Here is a 20,806-nt window from a genome sequence, read left to right as displayed (position 1 = left end):
CTAGCGTCTCGGTCTCCGCGACATTGAAGAACGACTCTACCGAAGGATCATCTTGCAGGGTCGCTGAACTCATCCACCTCAGCGTTCACCCTGCTCTTTGGTGTGCTACTCGTTCTATGACACCCTCGTGGTAATCGTTCTATGACACCCTCTATCGTTATGTATCATTAGCTATTGGACATGAGTATCGAATGACTGAACCTGGCATTAGCGTAATCGGTGGCGGTATTACTGGAGCGAGTGTCGCTTACCACTTGAGTAAGGAGACGGATCGGCCAGTAACCGTCTACGAGCAACGGGATAAACTTAGCATGGAGACCACAAACAAATCTGGGGCATTCGTTGGATACTGGGGCCATGAGCCACCGGGGCGACTGCAGATGATGGACTATTCAATGCGACTCTACAATAGGTTCCTCGACGATGCTCAAACGAATCTTTCGTATCACTTCTCGCCAAGGTTGCAGGTGGCGACAACTGATGACGGTGTCGCTAACCTACGCGAGAGATTCAAACAGAACCTCGGAGCAACGATTGAAGAAGAAGGGATTACGACGGGTATGAGACGGTCGCCAGTCCAATACCTACCTAGTAATAGGCTTGCAGGTTCTTTTTTGCTGCCAGAACTCGAGCTTGGGCCGGTTATGGGCGCAACGTATAGTGGGAACCTTGGACATCTTTGGCCAGCCAGACAGGCCGCACAGGAGTTTGTGCTTCGCGCACGTGAAAACGGGGTGAGCTTTGAAACGGGACGGGAAGTGACGGAGATTGTTACGAAGGGTGGACGCGTGAGCGGCCTCATCGTTGATGGTGAAGAAATAGAGACTGACGAGGTCATCTGCACGGCCGGGCCATGGAATAAGAACATCCTTCGAGCGGTTGGAATCGATCTGCCGCTTAAGCATACGCTCGGACCGATGCTCGTGTTACAGCCCCAAAAAGAGAGTCCTCATTCTCTCTTTAGCTTGAAACATGAAGAAACTGGGTATTATATGCGCCAGAATCCCGATGGAACTGTCTTTCTGGGGAACAACCCCGGCAGTTACGAATCTGCGGGGACGGAGTATGACCCTGGCGACGTAACGAACACGGTCCCCGAAGAACTCAGAAGCGAAGGGCTGGAAGTGGCAAAATCGTTACTTCCCTATCTCGAAGGTGCTAACGTTGTCGATGAATGGGTTGGTGTTCGATCGTTAACTCCTGATACGGAACCGATCATAGGTTGGACGTCGATTCAGGGACTCTCAGTTGCGTCGTTCAATGCGTCTGGGATACAGCTCTCTCCGTGTGCTGGTAAGATAATCGCAAACCAGGTGGTTCACGATGAGCCAACTGCGTATTATGAATCGGTCTCTGTCTCTCGGTTTGAAGGATACGGTGATTACCGGTGATATGAGCGGCATCACCGCACTCTCCTGCTAGCCGCATTACATTCCGACGGGTTTTGCAGCACCAACAATTGCCCGAATGGACTCCAGGAAGTCAAGTACTCAGTTGAATCTATTGCTACTTCACGCCTTATCCGCCTCTTTAGTCGTTTTTCTTCCTTGCCATCTCTAAATCACTAAGAAGTTCACCTTCCTCGTATCGTTCGAGACGGTATGGACTGAGATCGTAGTTGGGTTCGTTCCCCAGTATCTCTTGAGCAATAGATTCAGCGAATCCCGGTGCTTCCTTGAACCCGTGGCCGCTTCCACCGACGATGTTGTAGAAATTCTCGTATCCGTCTGGAACCCCGACTATTTGGTACCAATCAGGGGTGGCTGTAATAATCCCCGACCACGATTCAATCACCTCTGCATCAGCGTGGGTAGACATCCGGCGTTTCAACGCCTTTTGGACCTGATTAAGATAGTCAATCGTGATTCCTTCTAGGCCGACGTCGCGGTCGATTTCCGGACGATCAATGCCTCCGACAATGAAGTCTCCACCTGGCTCAGGTTTGACATACATTTGTTGTAGTGAATCAGAAAGTGTGGGGGTCTCAATATCGTACGGGTTTGTCGAGGAGAGCACGACGGCTTTCGACTCATACCATGTGAGCGGGATGTCCAGACCGACCATTTGCCCGACTTCTGCTCCCCATGGGCCAGCTGCGTTAACAAGGAAATCAACCTCTTCGGTTCCATTTGTTGTTTCGACTGCCGTGACAACCCCTCTGTCTATTTCGATGTCCGTTACTTCTGTTCGTGAACGCAGGTCGGCACCCGACTCTTGAGCAGCCTTTGAGAAGCCCTGTGCGACGAGATACGGATCTGCGAATCCTGCTTCTCGCTCGAATGCCGCTGCGGTAACCCCAGACGAATCGATACCAGGGATGTAATTGCCTAATTCACTTGGCTCAACTAGCCTGACATCAAGACCGATCTGCTTTTGCTTCTCAATGGTTTCGTGAAACAGCTCTTCATTTTTTTCTCCCGTGAGAGCGAGGTAACCGTTCTGACGGAATCCACCTTTCTGGCCAACATACGTTTCCAGATTCTCTAGGATTTCCCGACCTCGTTTTGCGAGTTTGATATGCCCTTGTCTCGCGTAATGGTGGCGAACAATCCCTGCTGAACGGCTCGTTGACTTACCGCCAATTTCCTGCCGCTCAAACAGTGCTACTTCGACATCACCGAGTTCTTGGAGGAAGTAGGCAATAGCAGTACCATAGATGCCTCCACCAATGATTCCAATTCGCATACTATACAATGGCAAATGACCCTATATAAATATTCCCTCCCGCCGACTTAGCTCCGGGCTCTCTGATGCCCCCTTAGAATCCATCGGTGCTAAATAAACCAATCTCGCGGTTTGTGTTACTCTTCTATCTTCTCCAGGCGAAGATGTTGTAATTCTCAATGAATACTGCTTCCAGACGGATGGCCGCAACCGGTGCCAAGCGCCTATTCAGGGTGATGGTCGTCGTACCCGTCGAAGCGTTTGATCGATAGAGCATCATAATATGAGGTTGGCTCGTTGTCAAGGAGCTGTGAAGTAATCATTTTTCCAACTGCCGGTGCAAGCTGAATACCGGAAGTATGGAACGCAGCAATGGAGAATCCTTCGAGCTCTGTCCATCCAACGATTGGATTGCCATCGGGCGTCTGCGAGCGAACTCCAACCCATTGTTCGACGACGTCTGCATCCAACCACCCTGGAATGAGCTCGGAAAGTAGCTGGATACCTTCGTCTCGAATCTCTTCTGGGACAGTCTCGCTCATGGTATTCGGATCGAAGCGCGTTGCGGCTTCGTAGCCCGGATTATATCCGATAAGCAATTCCTCTTCGGACCGCCGATGGAACGAGTATGGAGATCCGTAATGGGAGACGATCGGGATGTCGTATTCAATTGGCTTTTGCGGACGAAGCTGTAGAACCGGTGCAATCGTATGTTTAACAGGAATCTCGACACCAACAGACTCCGCAAGCTCGATATTCCACGGTCCCGCAGCACAGATGACCTCTTCCGACTCGATTGCTTCCCCGTCCTCTGTAACAACTCCTGTGACTCGTCCGTTTTTCGTCGTAATCTCTTTGACGGGAGTCCCCTGCCGAATCGTTGCGCCATTCTCTTTGGCTCGTTCTAGGAATTCGTATGCTAGCTCCTGAGGACGGCTCATGTAGCCGACTTTCGGACGGTAGAGTGCTCCCTCGATAGCATCTGTCTCGACTGGCGGTAGTAGTAGGGTATCTTCTATCTCATCTCCCGGGAGATACTCGAGAAGATCTCGATCGAATCCCTTTCCGATTTTCCCAATTGACTCTTCACCCTCGGTTTCAACAACTGCTTCGAGTTGTTCTGCATCCGCCTGTTCGGTTGCTGCAACAAGAAGGCCGGCATAGTGATAGCGTGGATTCGCCCGGGGATCGTCGAAAAACTCATTGTACAGTCGCATCCCGTACTTCTTCATCCGATATTGTGTCTCATCACCATAGAAACCATACTGGGCGACTGATTTGTAGGTCGTCTCGGAGGCCGGGGACTGACGCTCAAAGAGGACGATATCTTCGTTGGTTCGTTTGCTCAGATGATATGCAATGCTTGCACCAACGATTCCACCACCGATGATACTGTATCGTGTGGACACAAATAGACCGGTCTCTTTCCAACTATTTATTTTTATGGAAAAATACGTTCTTATTAGGTGTGGAATTTTTCGAGCGCCACGTTTTGATTCTCAGGTACATTTTTACCACCTGACGACCTGACCGAGACATATGCCTATCCAAGAAGGCCCTCATGGAAAAGTAGAACTCCGGCTCGATGGACCCGTTGCGGAACTACGATTTACAGATTCAGAAAAGCGCAACTGCTTCTCGCTCGGCCTCACACAGGATTTATTAGAGCTAACATCTCAAGCGGTTAACCGAGACGGGACAAAAACACTCGTTATAACCGCTGATGGGCCTGTTTTCTGTGCCGGAGCAGACCGTAGTCTGATGGAGAGTGAGAACGAATCAGATCGAAACGAGATGCTTGACCAGTACAATCAAGCGTACGAACTCCTTCGGAGTCACAAAATTCCCGTCATTGTTGGCGCGAAGGGTGCGGCAATTGGTGCTGGGGCAAGCCTCCTGTGCTGGATTGCCGATCTCCGCATCGTTAGCAACGATATCGAAATTTGGTGGGCCGGGGGCAACTACGGATTGGTACCGCTTGAATTAGCAACATACCTAAAAAACGAGATTGGTACTCCCTTAGCTCTTGAACTACTGCTTCTTGGGAAACACCGAACGCTTACTGCTAAGGAGGCGAAAAATAGTGGGCTGGTGAACCGAGTCGCACCCGCGGAGACCGTCGATGATGTGGCGCGAGATATGGCGGACTTGATTGCAGATCTCGATGCGAACCAGAACGTCAGCGAACGGTTACTGGCGATTCTCCGTTCTGCAGAGACCGAGCAAATAGGAGATACCCTCGAAGAAGCTCGGAGAAAACAATCCATCGGACAGGCCACTACTGTTCGAGATTCAGTCGATCACATCGGCGGCCGCGTAATCTTGTCTGGTGGCGGTGAATCAGATCGAACTGGTTGTGGAGCGTCTTCGAAGCGCTGGTGAGTGTAATCTTCGGGATGGAACGTCGCTGTCGGCGGCGGACTGCCGCCGACGCGACAGCGTCGCCACTCACGACAGCTGTCCGGACCGGTGGACAGCTACCCTACCGGAAGAACCGGTCGTTGAGTGGCTGATTCGCTGGAACAGCCCTGCGCACACCAAGCGCTGTCCAAGCGGCCCGCAGCACCATCTCACAGAACTCAGTGAACGACCATTGCCAGAGGCGGCGCCCCCCGCGGCGGGGCGCCGCCACGTACCGCCAGTGAAGATACCGCCAGCTGTTCTGCAGCAGCAGGCTCACGACAAACATCACCAGCCGCAGCCCAGCGTCCTGAGAACTGGTGAACGCGAGGCTCTGCTTGGCTAAGCGGTAGCTTGACTCGATGCCGAAGCGCTTGCTGTAGTGTTCCCGTGCATCCCGCGGCGTGTCGATAAACGGCGCGTCAGCGGCGTAGCCGTGACGCGCCACCCCGTGTTCGTCGTATCGTCCTTGCTGGTAGACGCAATCGATGAACACAGGAAACGTCACCTCGCCGGCGAGATCGTGTTCGATCTCGCGGCTCCAGCCTCTGCTCAGTTCTTCCTGAATCGTCTCGCCCCACTTGACGATCGGCATCACGTAGGCGTAGTTGTGCGCGTACAGCAGTCCGAGACAGGTGCTGTTGTAGAATCCGCGATCAAGGTAGACGGCCTTGACGCCGAGGTCAAGGCCGTCGAGGAGTTCAAGAAACTCAGCGAGGACATCGCTGGTGGTGTCGCCAGCGACAAGCTGGCGCACCGCCAGCGTGTACCGCTTGTTGCGTACCCGCGCGTAGAGAGTCGCATACGCGTGGAACGCCGTTGTTCCGCGTTTCGCTTCCGAGAAGTACAGCGCTTCTGTCTCGTCTTCGTCACCGTAGTAGGGATCGAGGTGGAGGTCGGCGACGACCTCCACCGGCCGATCCGGGAGTGTCTCAACCGCATCTCGTTGGAGGAGCGTGTCTCCAACCGCCTCAACAGTGTCAAGGTCGAACTGATCGGTGAGATGTCCCCGGACGGTGTTGGCGTGCGGTGAGTCGTCTGTCGTTTCGCAGACGTGGTTGATTGAGGTCCCGCCGGCGCTGGCGCCGGCGAGGACCTCATACAGTTTCTCTGTGGTGACTTCGACGTTCTCGCCGAGACCTATCGCAAGTTCTTCGTCAAGGCTGTTGACGACAAAATTAAGCAGGTGCTCTTCCTCTATCTCGCTGTCTGCTTCGGGTTGTTGCACATCCTCCCAAAGCAGACACTTCCTCTAACCCGATGTGATCGACTGAGATTAAGTGTCTCGTTGTTGGGCGGCGATTTCTCGGAGTTCCCCTCTCGCAATGGTTCCAGTGTTTGTCGTGGGAACTGAATCGAGGAATACGATGTCTCGTGGGTGTTTGTACTTAGCCATCCGCTCTTTCACATGTTCCTGTAACTCCATAACCAGCCGTTCGGACGGCTGAACTTCGTCACGTATCGCAACAAACGCGATTGGGATTTCACCACGTAGCTCGTCGTCAACGCCGACGACACCGGCATTGATAACGGCTGGATGGGTCGCTAATGCAGTCTCAATTTCAGCCGGTCCAATACGGCGCCCTGAAGAGATAATCACATCGTCCTTCCGACTCCTAAAGAATATCGCACCATCCCTATTTTGGACACCCAAATCACCTGTGAGAAGCCACCCTTCTTGCACAGATTTTGTGGTTTGTTCTGGGCTTTCCCAGTAACGGTCAAAGCAGATCGGGTCGTCTATCCGAACTCCGATTTCTCCAACTTTATCGCACCCTACTTCAGAGGTAGGATTCTCGGGATCAAGTATCGCTACGTCATGACCAGGCATCGGACAACCTATCGCGTTTGATTGGATATCCAGTAGCTCATTACAGTCCGCAACGATGTTGTTCGCTTCTGTTTGACCATAGACCTCATGAACTATGACATCCAACTCTGCCCACCAATCGACGAGTGAGTCACTAACCTCTTCGCCACCCGTTGTAATAATATTCAACTCAGATAGGTTACTCCGTGAACGGATATTGGGAACCTGTTGCATCAACCGAAGGGCAGTCGGACTTGCACTCAAATTCGTCACCTGCTGATCTGCAACGATTTTGAGTGCCTCCTCAGGATCGAAGCGACTCGTCCGAGCATGTGCAAGGACTGTCCGTCCTGCAAATAGGGGAGCCATCACGTTACTCATGAGAGCGATTGACGCCCAGTTCGAAACTGTCCAGAATCTCTGTGAGGCCTCGAGACTCAGGTTCGCAAACGTAAGGCAGAATGTTGGAAGATGGCCGATTAGCGTAGAATGGGTATGCACGACGCCCTTTGGATCGCCGGTTGTTCCACTCGTGTACACGATGAAGGCGTCATCATCAGGTGCGGTATCCGTTGCACGGGGCTCTGCCGTCTGGTGTTTTATCGCTCTTTCATACGACTGTCCAACTGTAGGTGCTGAATCATCAAGGAACACAAGGGCCGAAAGCGAGTCCCCATACTGCTCGGGAATCGACGATGGCTCAAGCACAGCCGAGTCGAAGACTCCTGCTGTTGCACCGGTCTGAGTCAGCTGTGATGTCGTCTCTTCTTGACCAAGCAAGGGATTCAGGATGACAGAAATCGCCCCTAGCTTCCATGTCGCCAAATGAGCGACGACGACTTCCGGTCGCTGCGTCGTCTGAATCGCAACCCGGTCTCCGGATTCGACACCAACTTCTGCAAGGTAGTTTGCGAATCGGTTGCTTTCTTCCGCAAGCTGACCGTATGTGTACGTCTTTGTTGGCTGAGTCGGCCCAACAGTTCGGATCGCTGGTCGGTCGGGTGAATCCGATTGTCGCTCACAGATTCGGTGTCCGATATTAAACCGAGATGGCAGGCGCCAGGTAAACGTTTCACACAAGTCGTCGAAGTGTTCCCAATTCCGGTTATACGATGCAAATGGCGTCAATATATCCATTTCAACGGATATACGAAGACGCTTCCAATTCAGCGTTTGCCGCAAAGCGATTGGCCGTGAAGGGGGCTAGGAGCTCCGGTCGCGATCCCTCAATAGCCCATTTTGCGAGAAGCTGATTGACAGCAAGCGAAATTGCAAAGCCATGCCCGCTCCATCCAGTTCCCACAATCATGTTCTCCGCTCCAGGGAGCGTATCGATGACGGGGATCCGATCCACGGTAACGGATTCGCGTCGGCTAACATCTGCTTCTTGAACCTCCACATCTTCCAAGGCAGGGAAAACAGTGCGGGCGTCGGCCACGTTCCCCTCCACACGTGCCTGAACTGTGACTCCTTGTTGGGCGTCGTCGTCCCATTCGCCGCGCCAGCCACCAGAGATCATCACGCGATTGTCGGAGATTTCTTTGAGAGCGAGTCGGCGATGGTCGTGTCCGATGAGATGTTTCACGGGAACGTCGTCCATCGGTTCGGTAGAGATAACTTGGGGGCTGATCTTCCAGATTGGTAGCGTAATATCGAGTTCGGATTCGACAAGCTCTGGGACGTGCGTATTCGAGAGGAGGATGACTTTTCCGTCAACCTCAAACCGATTGTCTTCGGATAGAACTGCAGTTACTTGATTGCCGTTCCGTTCAAGCCCTGTTACCGGGGTGTTTTCGTGGATTGTGGCCCCGTGGTCTTCTGCCGCGCGTGCTAGTCCCCGCGTCGTTGCGGTGTGGTCAGCGATACCGTCGTTAGGGCAGTACAGCGCCCCGACAACATTTTCAGTGATGTGTGGTTCCATCTCCTCCACTTCTTTCGCACTAAGGCGTTCGGTGGGTACTCCGAGTTCGTTCTGAACGGACTGGCGTGCACGTGCGCTCTCGAATCCGCCTTGGATACCTCCTGTTTCGTGTTCGTACAGTAACAGGTGTCCCGTTCGTTCGTATCCTGTTTCGTATCCGATTTCATCAGCAAGGTCGGGCCAGAGGTCGTACGCGATTTCCATCAACGGGAGTTCACGGGGGTCCCGGCCGTTGGCTCGTACACCGCGCTTTCCGAGGCCTCCAGAGGCGCCACATGCTATGGTATCCGCTTCAAGAAGCGTCACATCCTTCCCTTGCGTTGCTAGTTTCCAAGCAGTTCCCGCTCCGTAAACTCCACCGCCAACCACAATATATTCACTCGACATCGTCAACCGTTGAATCACAGACTAACAACTTAGTCTTTTTCCCGGACTTGAGTCACAAGCCAGTAACACCGGAATTTCCTGCCGTAGTTACAGAGACCTCATCGACCGAGACACGCCATCTACAGACACACTTCGTCGTAAGTACCTCGGACCTATTGGGTCAGGGACTGGGCTGAAGATAGCGGAAGAGACAGGCAATGAGGAGAGCGAGAGTAGCGACGGAAACGATGCCAACGACAGCAGCGATAGTCATAACGAAGTTTCATCTGGAAACGACCATCATCAGGTGGGTCAGCACGGTACCGTTGTTACCATCAGCCCGGTGATGGGTGGGAGGGATATTGAGACAGAAAGGGCGGATAAGGGTCACAGTCGAAATACTTTTGGACTGACCACCAGATAGGAGACTATGGCTCGGACTCCTACCTCTGACCAACAGTACGACGTCATCGTAGTCGGTGTTGGCGGTATGGGAAGCGCAGCGACGTATCATCTCGCCCAACGAGGTCTCGACGTCCTCGGTATCGAACGGTACGACGTACCGCACACGATGGGTTCCTCACATGGTAGTACTCGTATCATTCGGAAGGTACAGCCAGAAGGGCCGGAATACGTTCCGTTGGTCGAACGTGCGTACGACCTTTGGGAGAATCTCGAAGCCCGTACCGGGCGTGACCTGTTCCATCGGACTGGTTCAATTCACGCTGGCGGACCGGGAACGGATGTCGTGGAGGATGCCCGGCTCTCATGTGAGGAGAACGACATCGAATACGACGAGCTCTCAGGGTTGTCGGTGAACGAGCGTTTTCCGGGGTTCGAACTGCCGGATGAATTTCGCGCTATCTATCAGAAGGACGGAGGGTTTCTCGACTGTGAGCGGTGTATCTCCGCCCATGTGGAGGCAGCCCATGCGGAGGGGGCCACGGTACATGGGCGCGAGCAAGTAATTGACTGGTCGGAGACCGAGAAGGGGGTCACTATACAGACTGATAAGCGCCGGTACGTCGCGGACGAACTTGTCCTAACGGCTGGTTCATGGACGACAGAGCTCTTGGACTCACTCGCCGAGGAAATCGTTCCGGTGCGTGCCCTCATGGCGTGGCTGCAGCCTGAGAAGCAGGAACTCTTTACTCCCGACCGGTTTCCCGTGTTCGTAGTTCGAGACCAAGAAGAAGGCGGATACGGATTTCCCATTTATGACGTCCCGGGCTTCAAGTTCGGTCGGTCGAGCGACCTTCGAAAAGTTACTGACCCTGACGAGATGAATCGGGAACCGGCGGTGGCCGAAGAAGAACTCCATCGGAGATATGTGAAGAAGTTCTTCCCCGAAGCAGCGGGGCCGACGATATCGCTTCGGACGTGTATTCAATCATATTCACCGGACACAGACTTCGTCCTTGGACGCGTACCGGACTATGATTCAGTCACCGTGGGTGCTGGCTTCAGCGGACATGGCTTCAAGTTCACAAGCGTGATCGGCGAAATATTGGCGGATTACGTGGACGATGGGGAAACGGTACATGATGTTTCAGAACATAGTATCGACCGTTTATAGCGAGAATAGACACCCGATTCTCGGAGAGACCGGTCTGATAGAAGTCCTGCCGGCCCGCTCATTTCGGGGTACTTCCTCAAGTATTCCTTGGGCCTGTTTGCCAATTCGAATCCCGACCCCGTCAGTATAGTGGTATCGAACCACGCTGACCGATTTTCAAGAACGTTTGTGAGCGCGGTTCCGTAAACTCCGCCATCGATACTGGTAGTTCAGGTGCTAGAATCTGGCTGCCGATATACAAAATCTATTTTACATAATGTTTCGTGGCAAAGGAATTAGATGATTTCTGGACCGTTCGATTAGACATTTAATATGATTAGTATTCTCTCCCTCGTAATTTTCAGGTAGATATAAATATTGACGGGTTCAGGAACAAGTGTGGTATGCGACCAATAGACATTCCTCGCCGCAAGTACCTTAGTCTCATTGGTAGTGGGACGGTGGCGAGCGTGGCTGGTTGTACAGGTAACAACAACGAAGACGACTCTGATAGTGAGGACAAGGGAGGTGGCGAAAACGACGTAAGTGGTGAAAGCGACGCAAGCAGCGACGTGCAAGCCTCCCAAAACGGTCATCTTCGAGTGGGTCAGGACAGAACAGTTGCCACTATCAGCCCGGTAATGATGGGGTCGAAATTCACCGAGCGCTGGGCAGTGAAGCTGTTCTACTCCACGCTGACGAGACTAGACGAGAACCTTGAGTTGTACGGGGATCTCGCCACAGACTGGTCGGCAAATGACAATGTTGACGAATGGACGTTCACGATTCGAGACGATGCAACGTTCCATCACAATGGAGAGACCGTAACTGCGTCGGACGTCGCTGCCACGTTTAACACGGTCTACAGTGAAGACGTGGGGAGTCCTGGGGCAGGAACGATGGGTGACATCGATACCGTTGAAGCGGTTGACGAGACGACTGTCCGCTTCACCTTGAGTTCACCCAATGCTGACCTCCCGAAGCTAGTCGCAAAAGGGTGGGGTGCAATCGTCCCAGAAGAAATCGTCACTGACCAAGAACGGCGGCAAGACTTAGGGACGCAGGAGTTTGGAAGCGGGCCATTCGAACTGGAGGAATTCGAAGCTGGCAATCACGTCATGGGTGTCGCGTACGATGATTACTACGGAGAGGATGATGACGGGAACAGTCGCCCGTACGTTGACCGCGTCACCGCACGGACGATACCTGAAGGGAGTTCCCTAGTGAGAGCGCTAAACAACAACGAAATCGACATCATCTGGGAGCCACCGACCGACCAGTGGAGCAGTCTCCAGGACAGCGATGGGGTCGAGACGCAACGGGTGCCAGCAGGGAACATCGTCAACTTCATCATGGACGTCTCCGTCGAGCCGTGGAGCGACGAGCGCGTCCGCGAAGCGGTCAAGCTAGCAATCGACCGTGAAGCGATTATCGAAAACGTGCTAGGGGGACTCGGAGAACCGGCCCAGGACACCCCGATTGCCCCGTCCTACGAGTTCTTCCATGACCTCGAGGACAGACCCCCGGAGCGCGACGTCGAACGAGCCAAGGAACTCCTTGCTGAAGCGGGGTATCCCAACGGGTTCGACCTCGGAGACGATTTCGACCTGACGTTCTACACGTCGAACGATCCGCCAGAGCGCCCGGACTCCGCGGTGATGATTCAGGGCCAACTGCAGGAAATCGGAATCACGTTCGATATCGAGCAAGTCAGCTACGACAGGTACATCAACGACGTGTGGACGAAGGCGCCATGCTACATGGGAATGTACGGGATGCGGATTAGCGGCGCTAACTTCATGAAACTGCTCCTTCATTCGGAAGGCGGGTGGAACGGGGAGTCGCACTTCTCGAACCAGGAGTTCGACGACGCAATTGACAAGGCTAACGCAAGTACGGACTCGGAGGAGAGGGCCGAGGCAATGGCCACGGCGCAGGAAGTCGTCTCCAACCAGGGCCCCTATGCCATCCCGTACTACGACGACCAGATCGGCGCGAGCAACGACTACGTCGAACAGTACAACGTGAGTCCGCTCACGTACCTCTTCTACGCCGACGAAATAGCGTTGAGCGGGGATGCACCGACTGTTTCGAACTAAATCGGTCCAACCCCCTTCATTCGGAGTCAGAACTGCATCGAAGCTTGAAAGGGATTCACACCAGTTCGCCAGCAGTCCCCGCGCCGACGATTGTAGAAGCCGAGAAAATCTAGGGATCTATCGGCTCGCTCATCTCCTCTTTGTCGAGATGGCACGCGATTTGGTGGGTCCCGTCGCCCCCGTCCACGGATTCCAGCGGGGGGACTTCGGTTTCACAGATATCGCCAATTTTCTGCGGGCAACGTGTGTGGAACGCGCACCCGCTTGGACTGTGCCGTGCACTTGGGACGTCTCCCTCGAGATAAATCCGCTCGCTGGATTTCTCCGGATCGGGCGACGGAATACTCGACAGAAGTGACCGTGTGTATGGATGAAACGGGGGTTCGAATATCTGTTCGGTAGGTCCAATTTCGACGATTTCCCCGAGATACATGATAGCCACTCGGTCGCTGATGTGCTTGACGACGCTGAGATCGTGGCTGATGAACACGTACGAGGCGTCGTACTCGTCCTGAAGTTTCGAGAGCAGGTTCAGGATGCTCGCCTGAACGCTCACGTCCAGAGCGGAGACGGGTTCGTCGAGGACCACGAAAGATGGGTCGGCCGCGAATGCCCTCGCGATGGCAACGCGCTGCTTTTCCCCTCCGGAGAGTTCCTTCGGATAGCGACCAACGTATTCTTCACCGAGTTCGACCTGGTCGAGCAATTCGATTACTCGCTCCTTCCGCTCTGCCTCCGATTTTTCGGTAAACAGTTCGAGCGGCCGTTCCAACGCTTGGCCAATCGTGCGCTTTGGATTGAGGCTCGAATGCGGATTCTGGAAGACGATCTGACACTCCGAGCGGAACTCCTTCAGCTCTGACTCGGAGAGGGCATCGATATCGCTCCCCCGGTACTTGACGGACCCATCCGTGATATCGAGGAGATTGAGTAATGTCGAACCGAGCGTGCTCTTCCCACAACCGCTCTCGCCGACGATACCAATGGCTTCTGATTCTCTAATCTCAAAGTCGACACCATTGACCGCCTTGACGGGCGGTTCACTACTGAAGAAATGATCAAAGAACGACTCCCCGCCGTAGTACTTCTTCAGGTTCTCGACGTCGATCAGGGTATCACCGGTCGAGTCGGATTGCAGGATCTCGGTGTCGCTCTCAGGAGAATGATCCAACTGGAGCGGATTGTTACGAGCGTGTTCCCAGCGGCGGCACTTCGAAGTGTGTCCGTCGTCCTCAGAAACGACTTCTTCTTCGATAGTGCCTGCCCGACATTCCTCTTGGGCGAACTCGCATCGGTCCGAGAAAATACACCCGGCCGGTATATCCTGCAGAGACGGGATTTGGCCTTCGATGGGTTTGAGTTCAGTACTGATATCTTCGTCGGGAAGCGCACCGAGGAGTCCTTGCGTGTAGGGGTTTGCCGGGTTGTTGAATACGGACTCGACTGGCCCCTTTTCCATGATCTCGCCGGCGTACATGATCGAGACTCGATCGGCAATCTCCGCTATCACACCGAGATTGTGTGTAATGAGCAGAACGCTCGTGTCCATAGAGCTTTTCAGATCCTCGATTAAGTCCAGAATCTTTGCCTGGGTCGTTACGTCTAACCCGGTCGTCGGTTCGTCGAGGATAAGCAGTTCCGGTTCGCAGACCAGTCCCATCGCGAACAGTACCCGCTGTTGCATCCCTCCTGAGAGTTCGTGCGGATACTTCTCCGAGTTGTACTCTGGGTCCGGGAGGTCAACCTGCCGGAGCACGTCGTAGACCTTCTCCATCGATTCCTCTTTGGAGATATCCCTATGGATTCGAAGTGTCTCGGCAATCTGTTCACCAACTCTGAGACTGGGATTGAGGGATGTCTTCGGGTCCTGTGGAACGTGTGCAATCCGGTTTCCCCGGAGCCTTTTCAGCTCCTCAGGAGATAGGTCCAAGAGAGATTCACCGTCGAACTTGATGTCTCCCCCGGTGATTCTCCCGTTATCTCCGAGATACTGCATGACGGCAAGGGCGAGTGTACTCTTTCCACTACCGCTTTCGCCGGCGATGCCGACTGTTTCACCTTGCTCAATGCGAAGCGAGACGTCCCTAGCAGCCTTGACGGGTTTCCCTTCCGTCTGGTACTCCACGTCCAGCGAGGTAATATCTAGCACGCTCTGGCCAGCACTATCTTCTTCGAGCGTCGTGGTTTGCATTGCTATGGTATACATTTAGCTTCAACTATTTATGGATAACCCTCCGATGTCTTTCGGAGGAGACCATTTAGAGCTATAAATGTCAACGGATGACCCGTATCGTGGCTAACTTTGATTGTAAGAGCGTGTCATTGAAAGCGTCACGTACGAAGCAGCAGGGTGCGAGAGGCACTGTCTAGTTAAGCGATTCGTAGAAATATTGGCGTGAGAGTACCTCTCTGACCGGTGGTGGAGCAACACTATTCATGCACTGAGGCCGAGATGTTTGCCGAGCTGGTCGAATTGGGGCCGCTCAGGGATTCCCGGCTGTACGTCTCACTGTTCAGACACTGGTTTTGCTCCAAATGAGCTACGGTCATCGTCCTACCCGCTGGCGATTTTGCCTAACTAGACAGTGCCATCGCAGCGGAGTTCACACAGGCTAAGCAAGCAGATCAAAAGACGGCGATGCGCGTCACGCGTGACGCGCTCGCCGTCGATACACCGGTCTGGATGCTCGGAGACAGCGCCTACGATATCCTCGATTGGCACGACCACCTGCTGGCCGCAGGGGTCGTGCCAATTGCTCCGTACAACCCGCGAAACACTGACGACCCCAAAGACATCGAGTACAGGATCGAAGACCGGATCAAGGAACACAGTAAGGACGTGCAGCTGAAACAATCTATCTTGGACGAGACGTACAACAACCGGACGGGAGTCGAACGAACCAACGACGCGGTCAAGGACTGCGGCCTCGGGCACGTCCGCGCTCGAGGCCGCATCCACGCACGAACAGAGGTGTTCGTTGCGCTCTGCCTCCGGCTGGTCGTCGCAATCACCAACTACGAACGAGGAACCAATCCGGGCTGTGAGAAGCTATGAGATGGATTCTATGACAGGCTCTTGGTTGTAGCCTAATCGCTTGTTAAGCGTTTGGCCACCGTTCGATGCAGACGGTCTTGTCGGTATAGAAGTGGATCATGTCCTCGTCCTGAGCGTGGAGGTCGCCGAAGAACGAGTCCTTGCGCCCGCCGAAGTGGAAGAACGCCATCGGGGCGGCGGTTGCGGCGTTGACGCCAAGGTTCCCCACGTCGGCCTCGTGGCGGACCTTCCGGGCGTCGGACCCGCTCCCCGTGAAGAGGCTCGCGGCGTTGCCGAAGTAGCTCCGGTTCAGCACGTCTATCGCCTCGTCGACATCCCCGACCGACAGCAGGCCGAGCACCGGCCCGAATACACTCCTCGCGCGCGATGGTCATGATGAAGCAGCAACGTTCATGCACCGCTACTGAGGTGTTTGCTGAGTCGGTCGAATCCGCGTGGCTCAGCGGTTCCCGGAAGTATGTCTCACCATGCAAACACTGACTTCGCATCAATCGAGCTACGGTCATCGTCGTGCAGTCTACCGGTTTCGCTTAACTAGACAGTGCCCCGTGGAGGCACGGAGAAGAAAATCCAGAAAATAGTGCGGGGAAAGATAGATTTTTATGTATGCGTGTGCCTCTCATACACACGAATGGTAGGGTTCAAGGAGTATTTCATAAAGCGATTGGTGTATATTGGATTCACCCTTCTCGGAATTTCCCTCATCGTGTTCGGTATTACCCAGCTGCTCCCGGGTAATGCTGCCACAATGATTCTAGGGAAGTTTGCGACAGAAGAGAGCATTCAGGCGCTTGAGCAGCAACTTGGGCTGAACAAACCGTGGTACGTCCAGTATACAAGCTGGTTAGCTGACTTTGTCACCGGTAACTGGGGACAGAGCTTCGAGAACAACAGTCCCGTCATCGAAACGCTTGCAGCCCCATTGCGTCGGTCAGCGGTGCTTGCGTTCGTCACGATGATCCTCGTGTCGGTTGTCGGAATTTCGCTTGGGGTTCTCGCTGCGGTCAAGAAAGATACCCCCTCCGACGTTGTGGTGAGCACCGCTTCCTACCTCGGCATTAGCTTCCCCGAGTTCGTTACCGGCATCCTGCTGCTGATGCTGTTCACGGGGCCTGTGTTCAACGTCCTTCCGTTCGGGGGATACGCCCCCCTCAGTGAAGGGTTCGTACCATGGCTTAAACATTTGATTCTGCCGGCGGTGACCCTGACGTTCGTCTTGATTGCTCACGTCGTTCGGCTTACACGCTCTGAGATGGTCGATGTCTTACAGTCAGATTATATCCGAACGGCACGGCTCAAGGGGATGAAAGAGCGGTCAGTTCTGCTCAAGCACGGCTTGCGAAACGGACTCCTGCCGACAATTACCTTGTTGGCATTGGACATCGGGTATCTGTTAGGGAGCATCGTAATTGTCGAGGAGGTGTTTTCCTATCCGGGACTCGGACGGTTGATTGTGAGGTCTATTCAGGTGCGGGACCTGCCTGTAATCCAGGCCTCGATCATGGTCATCGCGATCGTGTACACGTTCGCAAACTTTGGAGCCGACATTATCTACACGTACCTCGACCCGCGGATTGAATACGGTGAAAGCTAACGATGGCTGAAACAAAATCAGTAGAGTTCGAAGAATCGGTCTTAAAACGTATCAATCGGATACTCTATAGGCTACTCAGTTCGCGAAAGGGCCAACTCAGTATCCTGCTGCTGGTACCGATATTGCTGGGAAGCCTGTTTGCACCGGTTATCGCGCCACACGACCCAACGGCGACTGGGATAGCGGACCAGTTCGCTGACCCTGGCGGCGAGACCCTCCTTGGAACCGATAAATTCGGGCGTGACCTGTTTTCGCGTGTCCTTTACGGAGGGCAGGCGAGCATCACACTCGGATTAGCGGCTACTGCATTAGGACTCGTTCTCGGTGTTCCAATTGGAATTCTCTCAGGATACTTGGGTGGGAAAACCGACGAGTTCATCATGCGTATAATGGACATATTCTTGAGCATTCCCTCGCTTCTACTGGCTTTACTCGTTGTAGTGTCTCTCGGTTCTGGAATGATGAATGCCGTATTAGCGATCGGAATTGTCTTCATGCCGCGTCTGGCACGGATTACAAGAAGTAGCACACTATCGATAAAGAACGAGGAGTATATCACCGCGGCAGAAGCCAGAGGTGAATCGAGTCTGTACATCGCCTTTGTTGAAATTCTGCCTAGTGTCATGCCGGCAATTATTGTTGAGGCATCGATTAGAGTCGGGTTCGGCATCCTCATCGGGACTTCCCTATCCTTCCTTGGACTGGGAACACAACCACCAAACCCTGACTGGGGTTACATGGTTTCACAGGCCCGAACCACGATGCATGAATCAATTTGGTTCGTGCTATGGCCGAGTTTAGCTCTTGGTGCCACGATTCTCGGATTCAATCTACTAGGCGACGCGCTTCGCGACACGCTGGATCCAGAGGTTACCTCTGACGAACACTAGGTGACTTCTTTACTCAGCTTTGCACGTTGAAGTGGTAGCGTGACGTAGGCGGTGGCAGGGACGGATGATGCCGATTACGACCTTCTTGTCGTGTACGCGCGTGTTCGACGAGTTCGAGTCGCTGTCACCAGCACAACGTCATCACGCGAAAACCTACGCCACCGGTCTTGTTGCGGCCAGCAACAAGACCGTGGCGGGTATCGCACGCGAAGTCCTTCCAGCTCAGGGGAAACGCGCCCTCAACAAGTTCCTCACCCAGTACGACTGGGACGAACAGGAGTTCAACCACGAACGCCTCGAAGAGCTTCAGAAACACGGTGAAACGCGCTGGTCACAGGATGGCTACATCATCCTCGACGATACGATCACCGAGAAAGCCGGGGACGAAGTCCCCGGCGTCGGCCGATTCTACGATCACGCTGAAGGCGACACTGTCTGGGGCCAAGACCTCATCTACGCCTTCTACGCTGACGACAAAACTGCCTATCCGCTCACGTTCCGCCTCTACGAACAGCAAGACGACGAGGACGATGACCACGATACCAAATACGATCTAGCCCGAGAGATCGTTACCGAACTCGAAGAAGAGGTAGGTGTGCCTGCGGACACCTACCTCTTCGACTCGTGGTTCGCTCACGACTCTAGCCTTCCCGAACACATCGAATCCTACGACAAGGACTGGATCGGCCCGCTCCGGAGCAATCGACAGGTGACCTATGGTGGCGACGAGATCCGTGTCGATGCGCTCTGCAAGCGTATCGACACGGTTGAGCGCGATGTCGATGACGACACCTACCACATCTGGACGAAGAAGCTTCCCGTCTCCCAGCTGGGAGACGTGAAGCTGGTCATCGCCGAGAAAGAGACCGACGAAGACGAAGAGAACCCGGTCAAGTACCTCGCTACGAACAAAATCGACGCCCCCAACCGAGCACGTGATTCGCTCCTACGGAATGCGATGGCGCATCGAGACGTTCTTCGAGGACTCGAAGCATGATCTCGGCCTAGGAGACTGCGAGATGCAGACCGACGAAGGTGCCAGTCGGCACTGGCACCTTCTGATGGCTGCCTACAGTCTCGTTCGTCTTGATCCTGAGTCGAGCGCCTTGGGGACGGTTCGCTCGAAAGCGTCATCGCTTCGAGCGAACCTCGAACACTCCCTGAAAGAAACCGTGTACAATCTCCTCTCGTGGGTTCGAGACAACGATGACCGTGGCGTCGATGACCTCATGGAAGAGATCGACCACCTCTTCGTTCACTCAACCGCCGACGCTAACGTGCAAAGCTGAGTTCTTTAGACGTCTGGAAGAATCAGATTGCTTGGAAAATCCCACCTACGCTCATGTGGCGTAGATTGCTGGTGAATTAGAGTGCGGTTTCAAGGATGGTTTTCAGCGTTTCTTCCCCTGGTTTTCGGTAGACACGACGACGAAGTTGAAACGTTCTGAGATACGACGTGAGCTTGTCTTTGGAGACGCCTCGATGGGGCGAGAGCCAGGATCGCGCCAGCGATCCGTGGCTCTCGCAGGTATTGACGTGAGCGTCCCCATCGACGTATTCGCCGTCGCCGTGGACGACGTATTCACGGTTGAATGCGTCGTCCTCGTCCAGCGGTTCGTACGCCCGAAAGCCGTCGGTGTAGACGGTCAGCGACTCCTCTTTGCGGTTCGCAAGCAAGAGTCGAATCGTCGATTCGTCGGCGGCTTTCGCTGGTAGCACGTAGCGGTCGCCGGTGCCGCGATCAGCCAGAATGAACACGGGTAACTTGTCCTGTTCGTACGATCCTCTTCCGCGTGTGGAGAGGCCACGCGAGCGCGACGGTCGGTCGCGCTTGCGGCCTTTGAGCCCGGCTTTCACGTAGAGTTCGTCGATTTTTACCGGTCCTTCGAGTTGTGGCCGAGGCGCGTCCAGCGCCCGCAGGAAGCGCTGGACGCGCCGGTACACCGTTTTGTAGGAGACATCGAGTTCTACGTCTAACTGCCGAAGACTGGTGTTGAACCGGATGTATCTGTAGACGGCGAGAAACCACTTCCTGAGTTCGACCGCCGAGTGTCCGAAGACGGTGCCGGTCTGATCGTTGAATGTGCGGTCACAATTCTTACAGCGGTATCGCTGAAACACCCGATAGCTGCCGTGCCGAATCACGGATTCGGCACGGCAGCGTGGGCAATAGATGCCGTCACGCCAGCGAGCCTGTGCCAGCAGATTCGCGGCGCGATGCTCCGAGACGAACGTCTTGAGTGGAATCATGCTTTCGTCGGGTGGCGCGAACGCGCCACCCTTGCCCGCTACGACTTTCAGCTACAGCTGCAGGCTGACTAACAATGGCTGTGTTGAATCGCTGTAAGGCGGAGAGATTCACTGTTTGACGAAGCGTTTGATGTTATAGACGACACACATCAGCGCGATCTCGCGGAACTCACGAAACCATGACCGCGCTCGCACGGCGAAG

13 protein-coding genes and 4 pseudogenes are annotated in these 20,806 nt (G+C 54.2%); 8 read left to right on the top strand and 9 right to left on the bottom strand.

The window, feature by feature from the left end; all coding sequences use genetic code 11:
- Nucleotides 1-191: 191 nt before the first annotated feature.
- A complete protein-coding gene (locus tag EPY72_RS18700; protein WP_135807399.1) occupies nt 192-1,391 on the top strand; it encodes an NAD(P)/FAD-dependent oxidoreductase in 1,200 nt (399 codons plus the stop codon).
- Nucleotides 1,392-1,530: 139 nt separating this feature from the next.
- Here the strand turns inward: EPY72_RS18700 and EPY72_RS18695 are convergent, their stop codons facing one another.
- Both EPY72_RS18695 and EPY72_RS18690 read right to left on the bottom strand, forming a co-directional pair.
- Nucleotides 1,531-2,685, bottom strand: a complete 1,155-nt coding sequence (locus EPY72_RS18695) for an NAD(P)/FAD-dependent oxidoreductase (RefSeq protein ID WP_135807398.1) — start codon at nt 2,683-2,685, stop codon at nt 1,531-1,533.
- Nucleotides 2,686-2,888: 203 nt separating this feature from the next.
- Nucleotides 2,889-4,073 carry an NAD(P)/FAD-dependent oxidoreductase gene (locus EPY72_RS18690; RefSeq protein WP_168216073.1) on the bottom strand — a complete coding sequence of 395 codons (1,185 nt, stop codon included), beginning with the start codon at nt 4,071-4,073 and terminating at the stop codon, nt 2,889-2,891.
- 130 nt (nt 4,074-4,203) lie between these two features.
- Here EPY72_RS18690 and EPY72_RS18685 point away from each other — a divergent pair, with 130 nt between their 5' ends.
- The gene (locus EPY72_RS18685; RefSeq protein ID WP_135807396.1) at nt 4,204-5,046 is read left to right on the top strand and encodes an enoyl-CoA hydratase/isomerase family protein; all 843 of its coding nucleotides are present in this window, start codon (nt 4,204-4,206) and stop codon (nt 5,044-5,046) included.
- Nucleotides 5,047-5,146: 100 nt separating this feature from the next.
- On the opposite strand, the gene EPY72_RS18680 is transcribed toward EPY72_RS18685, so the two are convergent.
- The 3 genes from EPY72_RS18680 to EPY72_RS18670 are packed head-to-tail and all read right to left on the bottom strand — an operon-like array spanning nt 5,147 to nt 9,182.
- Nucleotides 5,147-6,292, bottom strand: a complete 1,146-nt coding sequence (locus EPY72_RS18680; protein WP_135807395.1) for an ISH3 family transposase — start codon at nt 6,290-6,292, stop codon at nt 5,147-5,149.
- 48 nt (nt 6,293-6,340) lie between these two features.
- Nucleotides 6,341-8,011, bottom strand: coding sequence for an acetate--CoA ligase (locus EPY72_RS18675; protein WP_168216072.1), 1,671 nt, complete (start codon nt 8,009-8,011; stop codon nt 6,341-6,343).
- Nucleotide 8,012: 1 nt separating this feature from the next.
- On the bottom strand, nt 8,013-9,182 hold the full coding sequence (locus tag EPY72_RS18670) for an NAD(P)/FAD-dependent oxidoreductase (protein WP_135807393.1): 1,170 nt from the start codon (nt 9,180-9,182) through the stop codon (nt 8,013-8,015).
- 409 nt (nt 9,183-9,591) lie between these two features.
- On the opposite strand from EPY72_RS18670, the gene solA reads away from it, so the two are divergent.
- Nucleotides 9,592-10,737 (top strand): N-methyl-L-tryptophan oxidase, encoded by a 1,146-nt coding sequence (gene solA, locus EPY72_RS18665; protein WP_135807392.1) that lies wholly within the window; start codon nt 9,592-9,594, stop codon nt 10,735-10,737.
- Nucleotides 10,738-11,120: 383 nt separating this feature from the next.
- Entirely contained in the window at nt 11,121-12,815 is a 1,695-nt protein-coding gene (locus EPY72_RS18660; RefSeq protein WP_210423575.1) for an ABC transporter substrate-binding protein, read from the top strand.
- Between the two features lie 109 nt (nt 12,816-12,924).
- Here EPY72_RS18660 and EPY72_RS18655 read toward each other — a convergent pair whose 3' ends face one another.
- A complete protein-coding gene (locus tag EPY72_RS18655; protein ID WP_210423574.1) occupies nt 12,925-15,006 on the bottom strand; it encodes a dipeptide ABC transporter ATP-binding protein in 2,082 nt (693 codons plus the stop codon).
- 399 nt (nt 15,007-15,405) lie between these two features.
- Between EPY72_RS18655 and EPY72_RS18650 the strand changes: the two are divergent.
- Nucleotides 15,406-15,870 (top strand): annotated as a pseudogene (locus tag EPY72_RS18650) (transposase); the annotation flags it as partial.
- A gap of 43 nt (nt 15,871-15,913) precedes the next feature.
- On the opposite strand, the pseudogene EPY72_RS18645 reads toward EPY72_RS18650, so the two are convergent.
- Nucleotides 15,914-16,244, bottom strand: a pseudogene (locus EPY72_RS18645) (aldehyde dehydrogenase family protein); the annotation flags it as partial.
- Nucleotides 16,245-16,501: 257 nt separating this feature from the next.
- Between EPY72_RS18645 and EPY72_RS18640 the strand changes: the two are divergent.
- The 3 genes and pseudogenes from EPY72_RS18640 to EPY72_RS18630 all read left to right on the top strand — a co-directional run bounded on the left by EPY72_RS18640 (nt 16,502) and on the right by EPY72_RS18630 (nt 19,643).
- Entirely contained in the window at nt 16,502-17,464 is a 963-nt protein-coding gene (locus EPY72_RS18640) for an ABC transporter permease (RefSeq protein ID WP_135807391.1), read from the top strand.
- Nucleotides 17,465-17,466: 2 nt separating this feature from the next.
- Nucleotides 17,467-18,354: an ABC transporter permease gene (locus tag EPY72_RS18635; protein ID WP_135807390.1), complete on the top strand. Its 888-nt coding sequence runs from the start codon at nt 17,467-17,469 to the stop codon at nt 18,352-18,354.
- A 64-nt stretch (nt 18,355-18,418) separates the two neighbouring features.
- Nucleotides 18,419-19,643 (top strand): annotated as a pseudogene (locus EPY72_RS18630) (IS701 family transposase).
- Between the two features lie 76 nt (nt 19,644-19,719).
- On the opposite strand, the gene EPY72_RS18625 reads toward EPY72_RS18630, so the two are convergent.
- Both EPY72_RS18625 and EPY72_RS18620 read right to left on the bottom strand, forming a co-directional pair.
- Entirely contained in the window at nt 19,720-20,604 is an 885-nt protein-coding gene (locus tag EPY72_RS18625; protein WP_135807389.1) for an IS1595 family transposase, read from the bottom strand.
- 108 nt (nt 20,605-20,712) lie between these two features.
- Nucleotides 20,713-20,806 (bottom strand): annotated as a pseudogene (locus EPY72_RS18620) (IS5/IS1182 family transposase); the annotation flags it as partial.

Origin of the sequence: Halorussus marinus (genome assembly GCF_004765795.1) — an archaeon.
Taxonomy (GTDB): Archaea; Halobacteriota; Halobacteria; order Halobacteriales; family Haladaptataceae; genus Halorussus; species Halorussus marinus.
This window is presented reverse-complemented; position numbering and strand designations above follow the sequence as displayed.

Bases quoted from the DNA above. Each gene is read 5' to 3' on its own strand.
- EPY72_RS18700 (WP_135807399.1), top strand. From the start codon at position 192: ATGACTGAACCTGGCATTAGCGTAATCGGTGGCGGTATTACTGGAGCG.
- EPY72_RS18695 (WP_135807398.1), bottom strand. From the start codon at position 2,685: ATGCGAATTGGAATCATTGGTGGAGGCATCTATGGTACTGCTATTGCC.
- EPY72_RS18685 (WP_135807396.1), top strand. From the start codon at position 4,204: ATGCCTATCCAAGAAGGCCCTCATGGAAAAGTAGAACTCCGGCTCGAT.
- EPY72_RS18675 (WP_168216072.1), bottom strand. From the start codon at position 8,011: ATGGATATATTGACGCCATTTGCATCGTATAACCGGAATTGGGAACAC.
- EPY72_RS18670 (WP_135807393.1), bottom strand. From the start codon at position 9,182: ATGTCGAGTGAATATATTGTGGTTGGCGGTGGAGTTTACGGAGCGGGA.
- solA (WP_135807392.1), top strand. From the start codon at position 9,592: ATGGCTCGGACTCCTACCTCTGACCAACAGTACGACGTCATCGTAGTC.
- EPY72_RS18660 (WP_210423575.1), top strand. From the start codon at position 11,121: ATGCGACCAATAGACATTCCTCGCCGCAAGTACCTTAGTCTCATTGGT.
- EPY72_RS18655 (WP_210423574.1), bottom strand. From the start codon at position 15,006: ATGCAAACCACGACGCTCGAAGAAGATAGTGCTGGCCAGAGCGTGCTA.
- EPY72_RS18640 (WP_135807391.1), top strand. From the start codon at position 16,502: ATGGTAGGGTTCAAGGAGTATTTCATAAAGCGATTGGTGTATATTGGA.
- EPY72_RS18635 (WP_135807390.1), top strand. From the start codon at position 17,467: ATGGCTGAAACAAAATCAGTAGAGTTCGAAGAATCGGTCTTAAAACGT.
- EPY72_RS18625 (WP_135807389.1), bottom strand. From the start codon at position 20,604: ATGATTCCACTCAAGACGTTCGTCTCGGAGCATCGCGCCGCGAATCTG.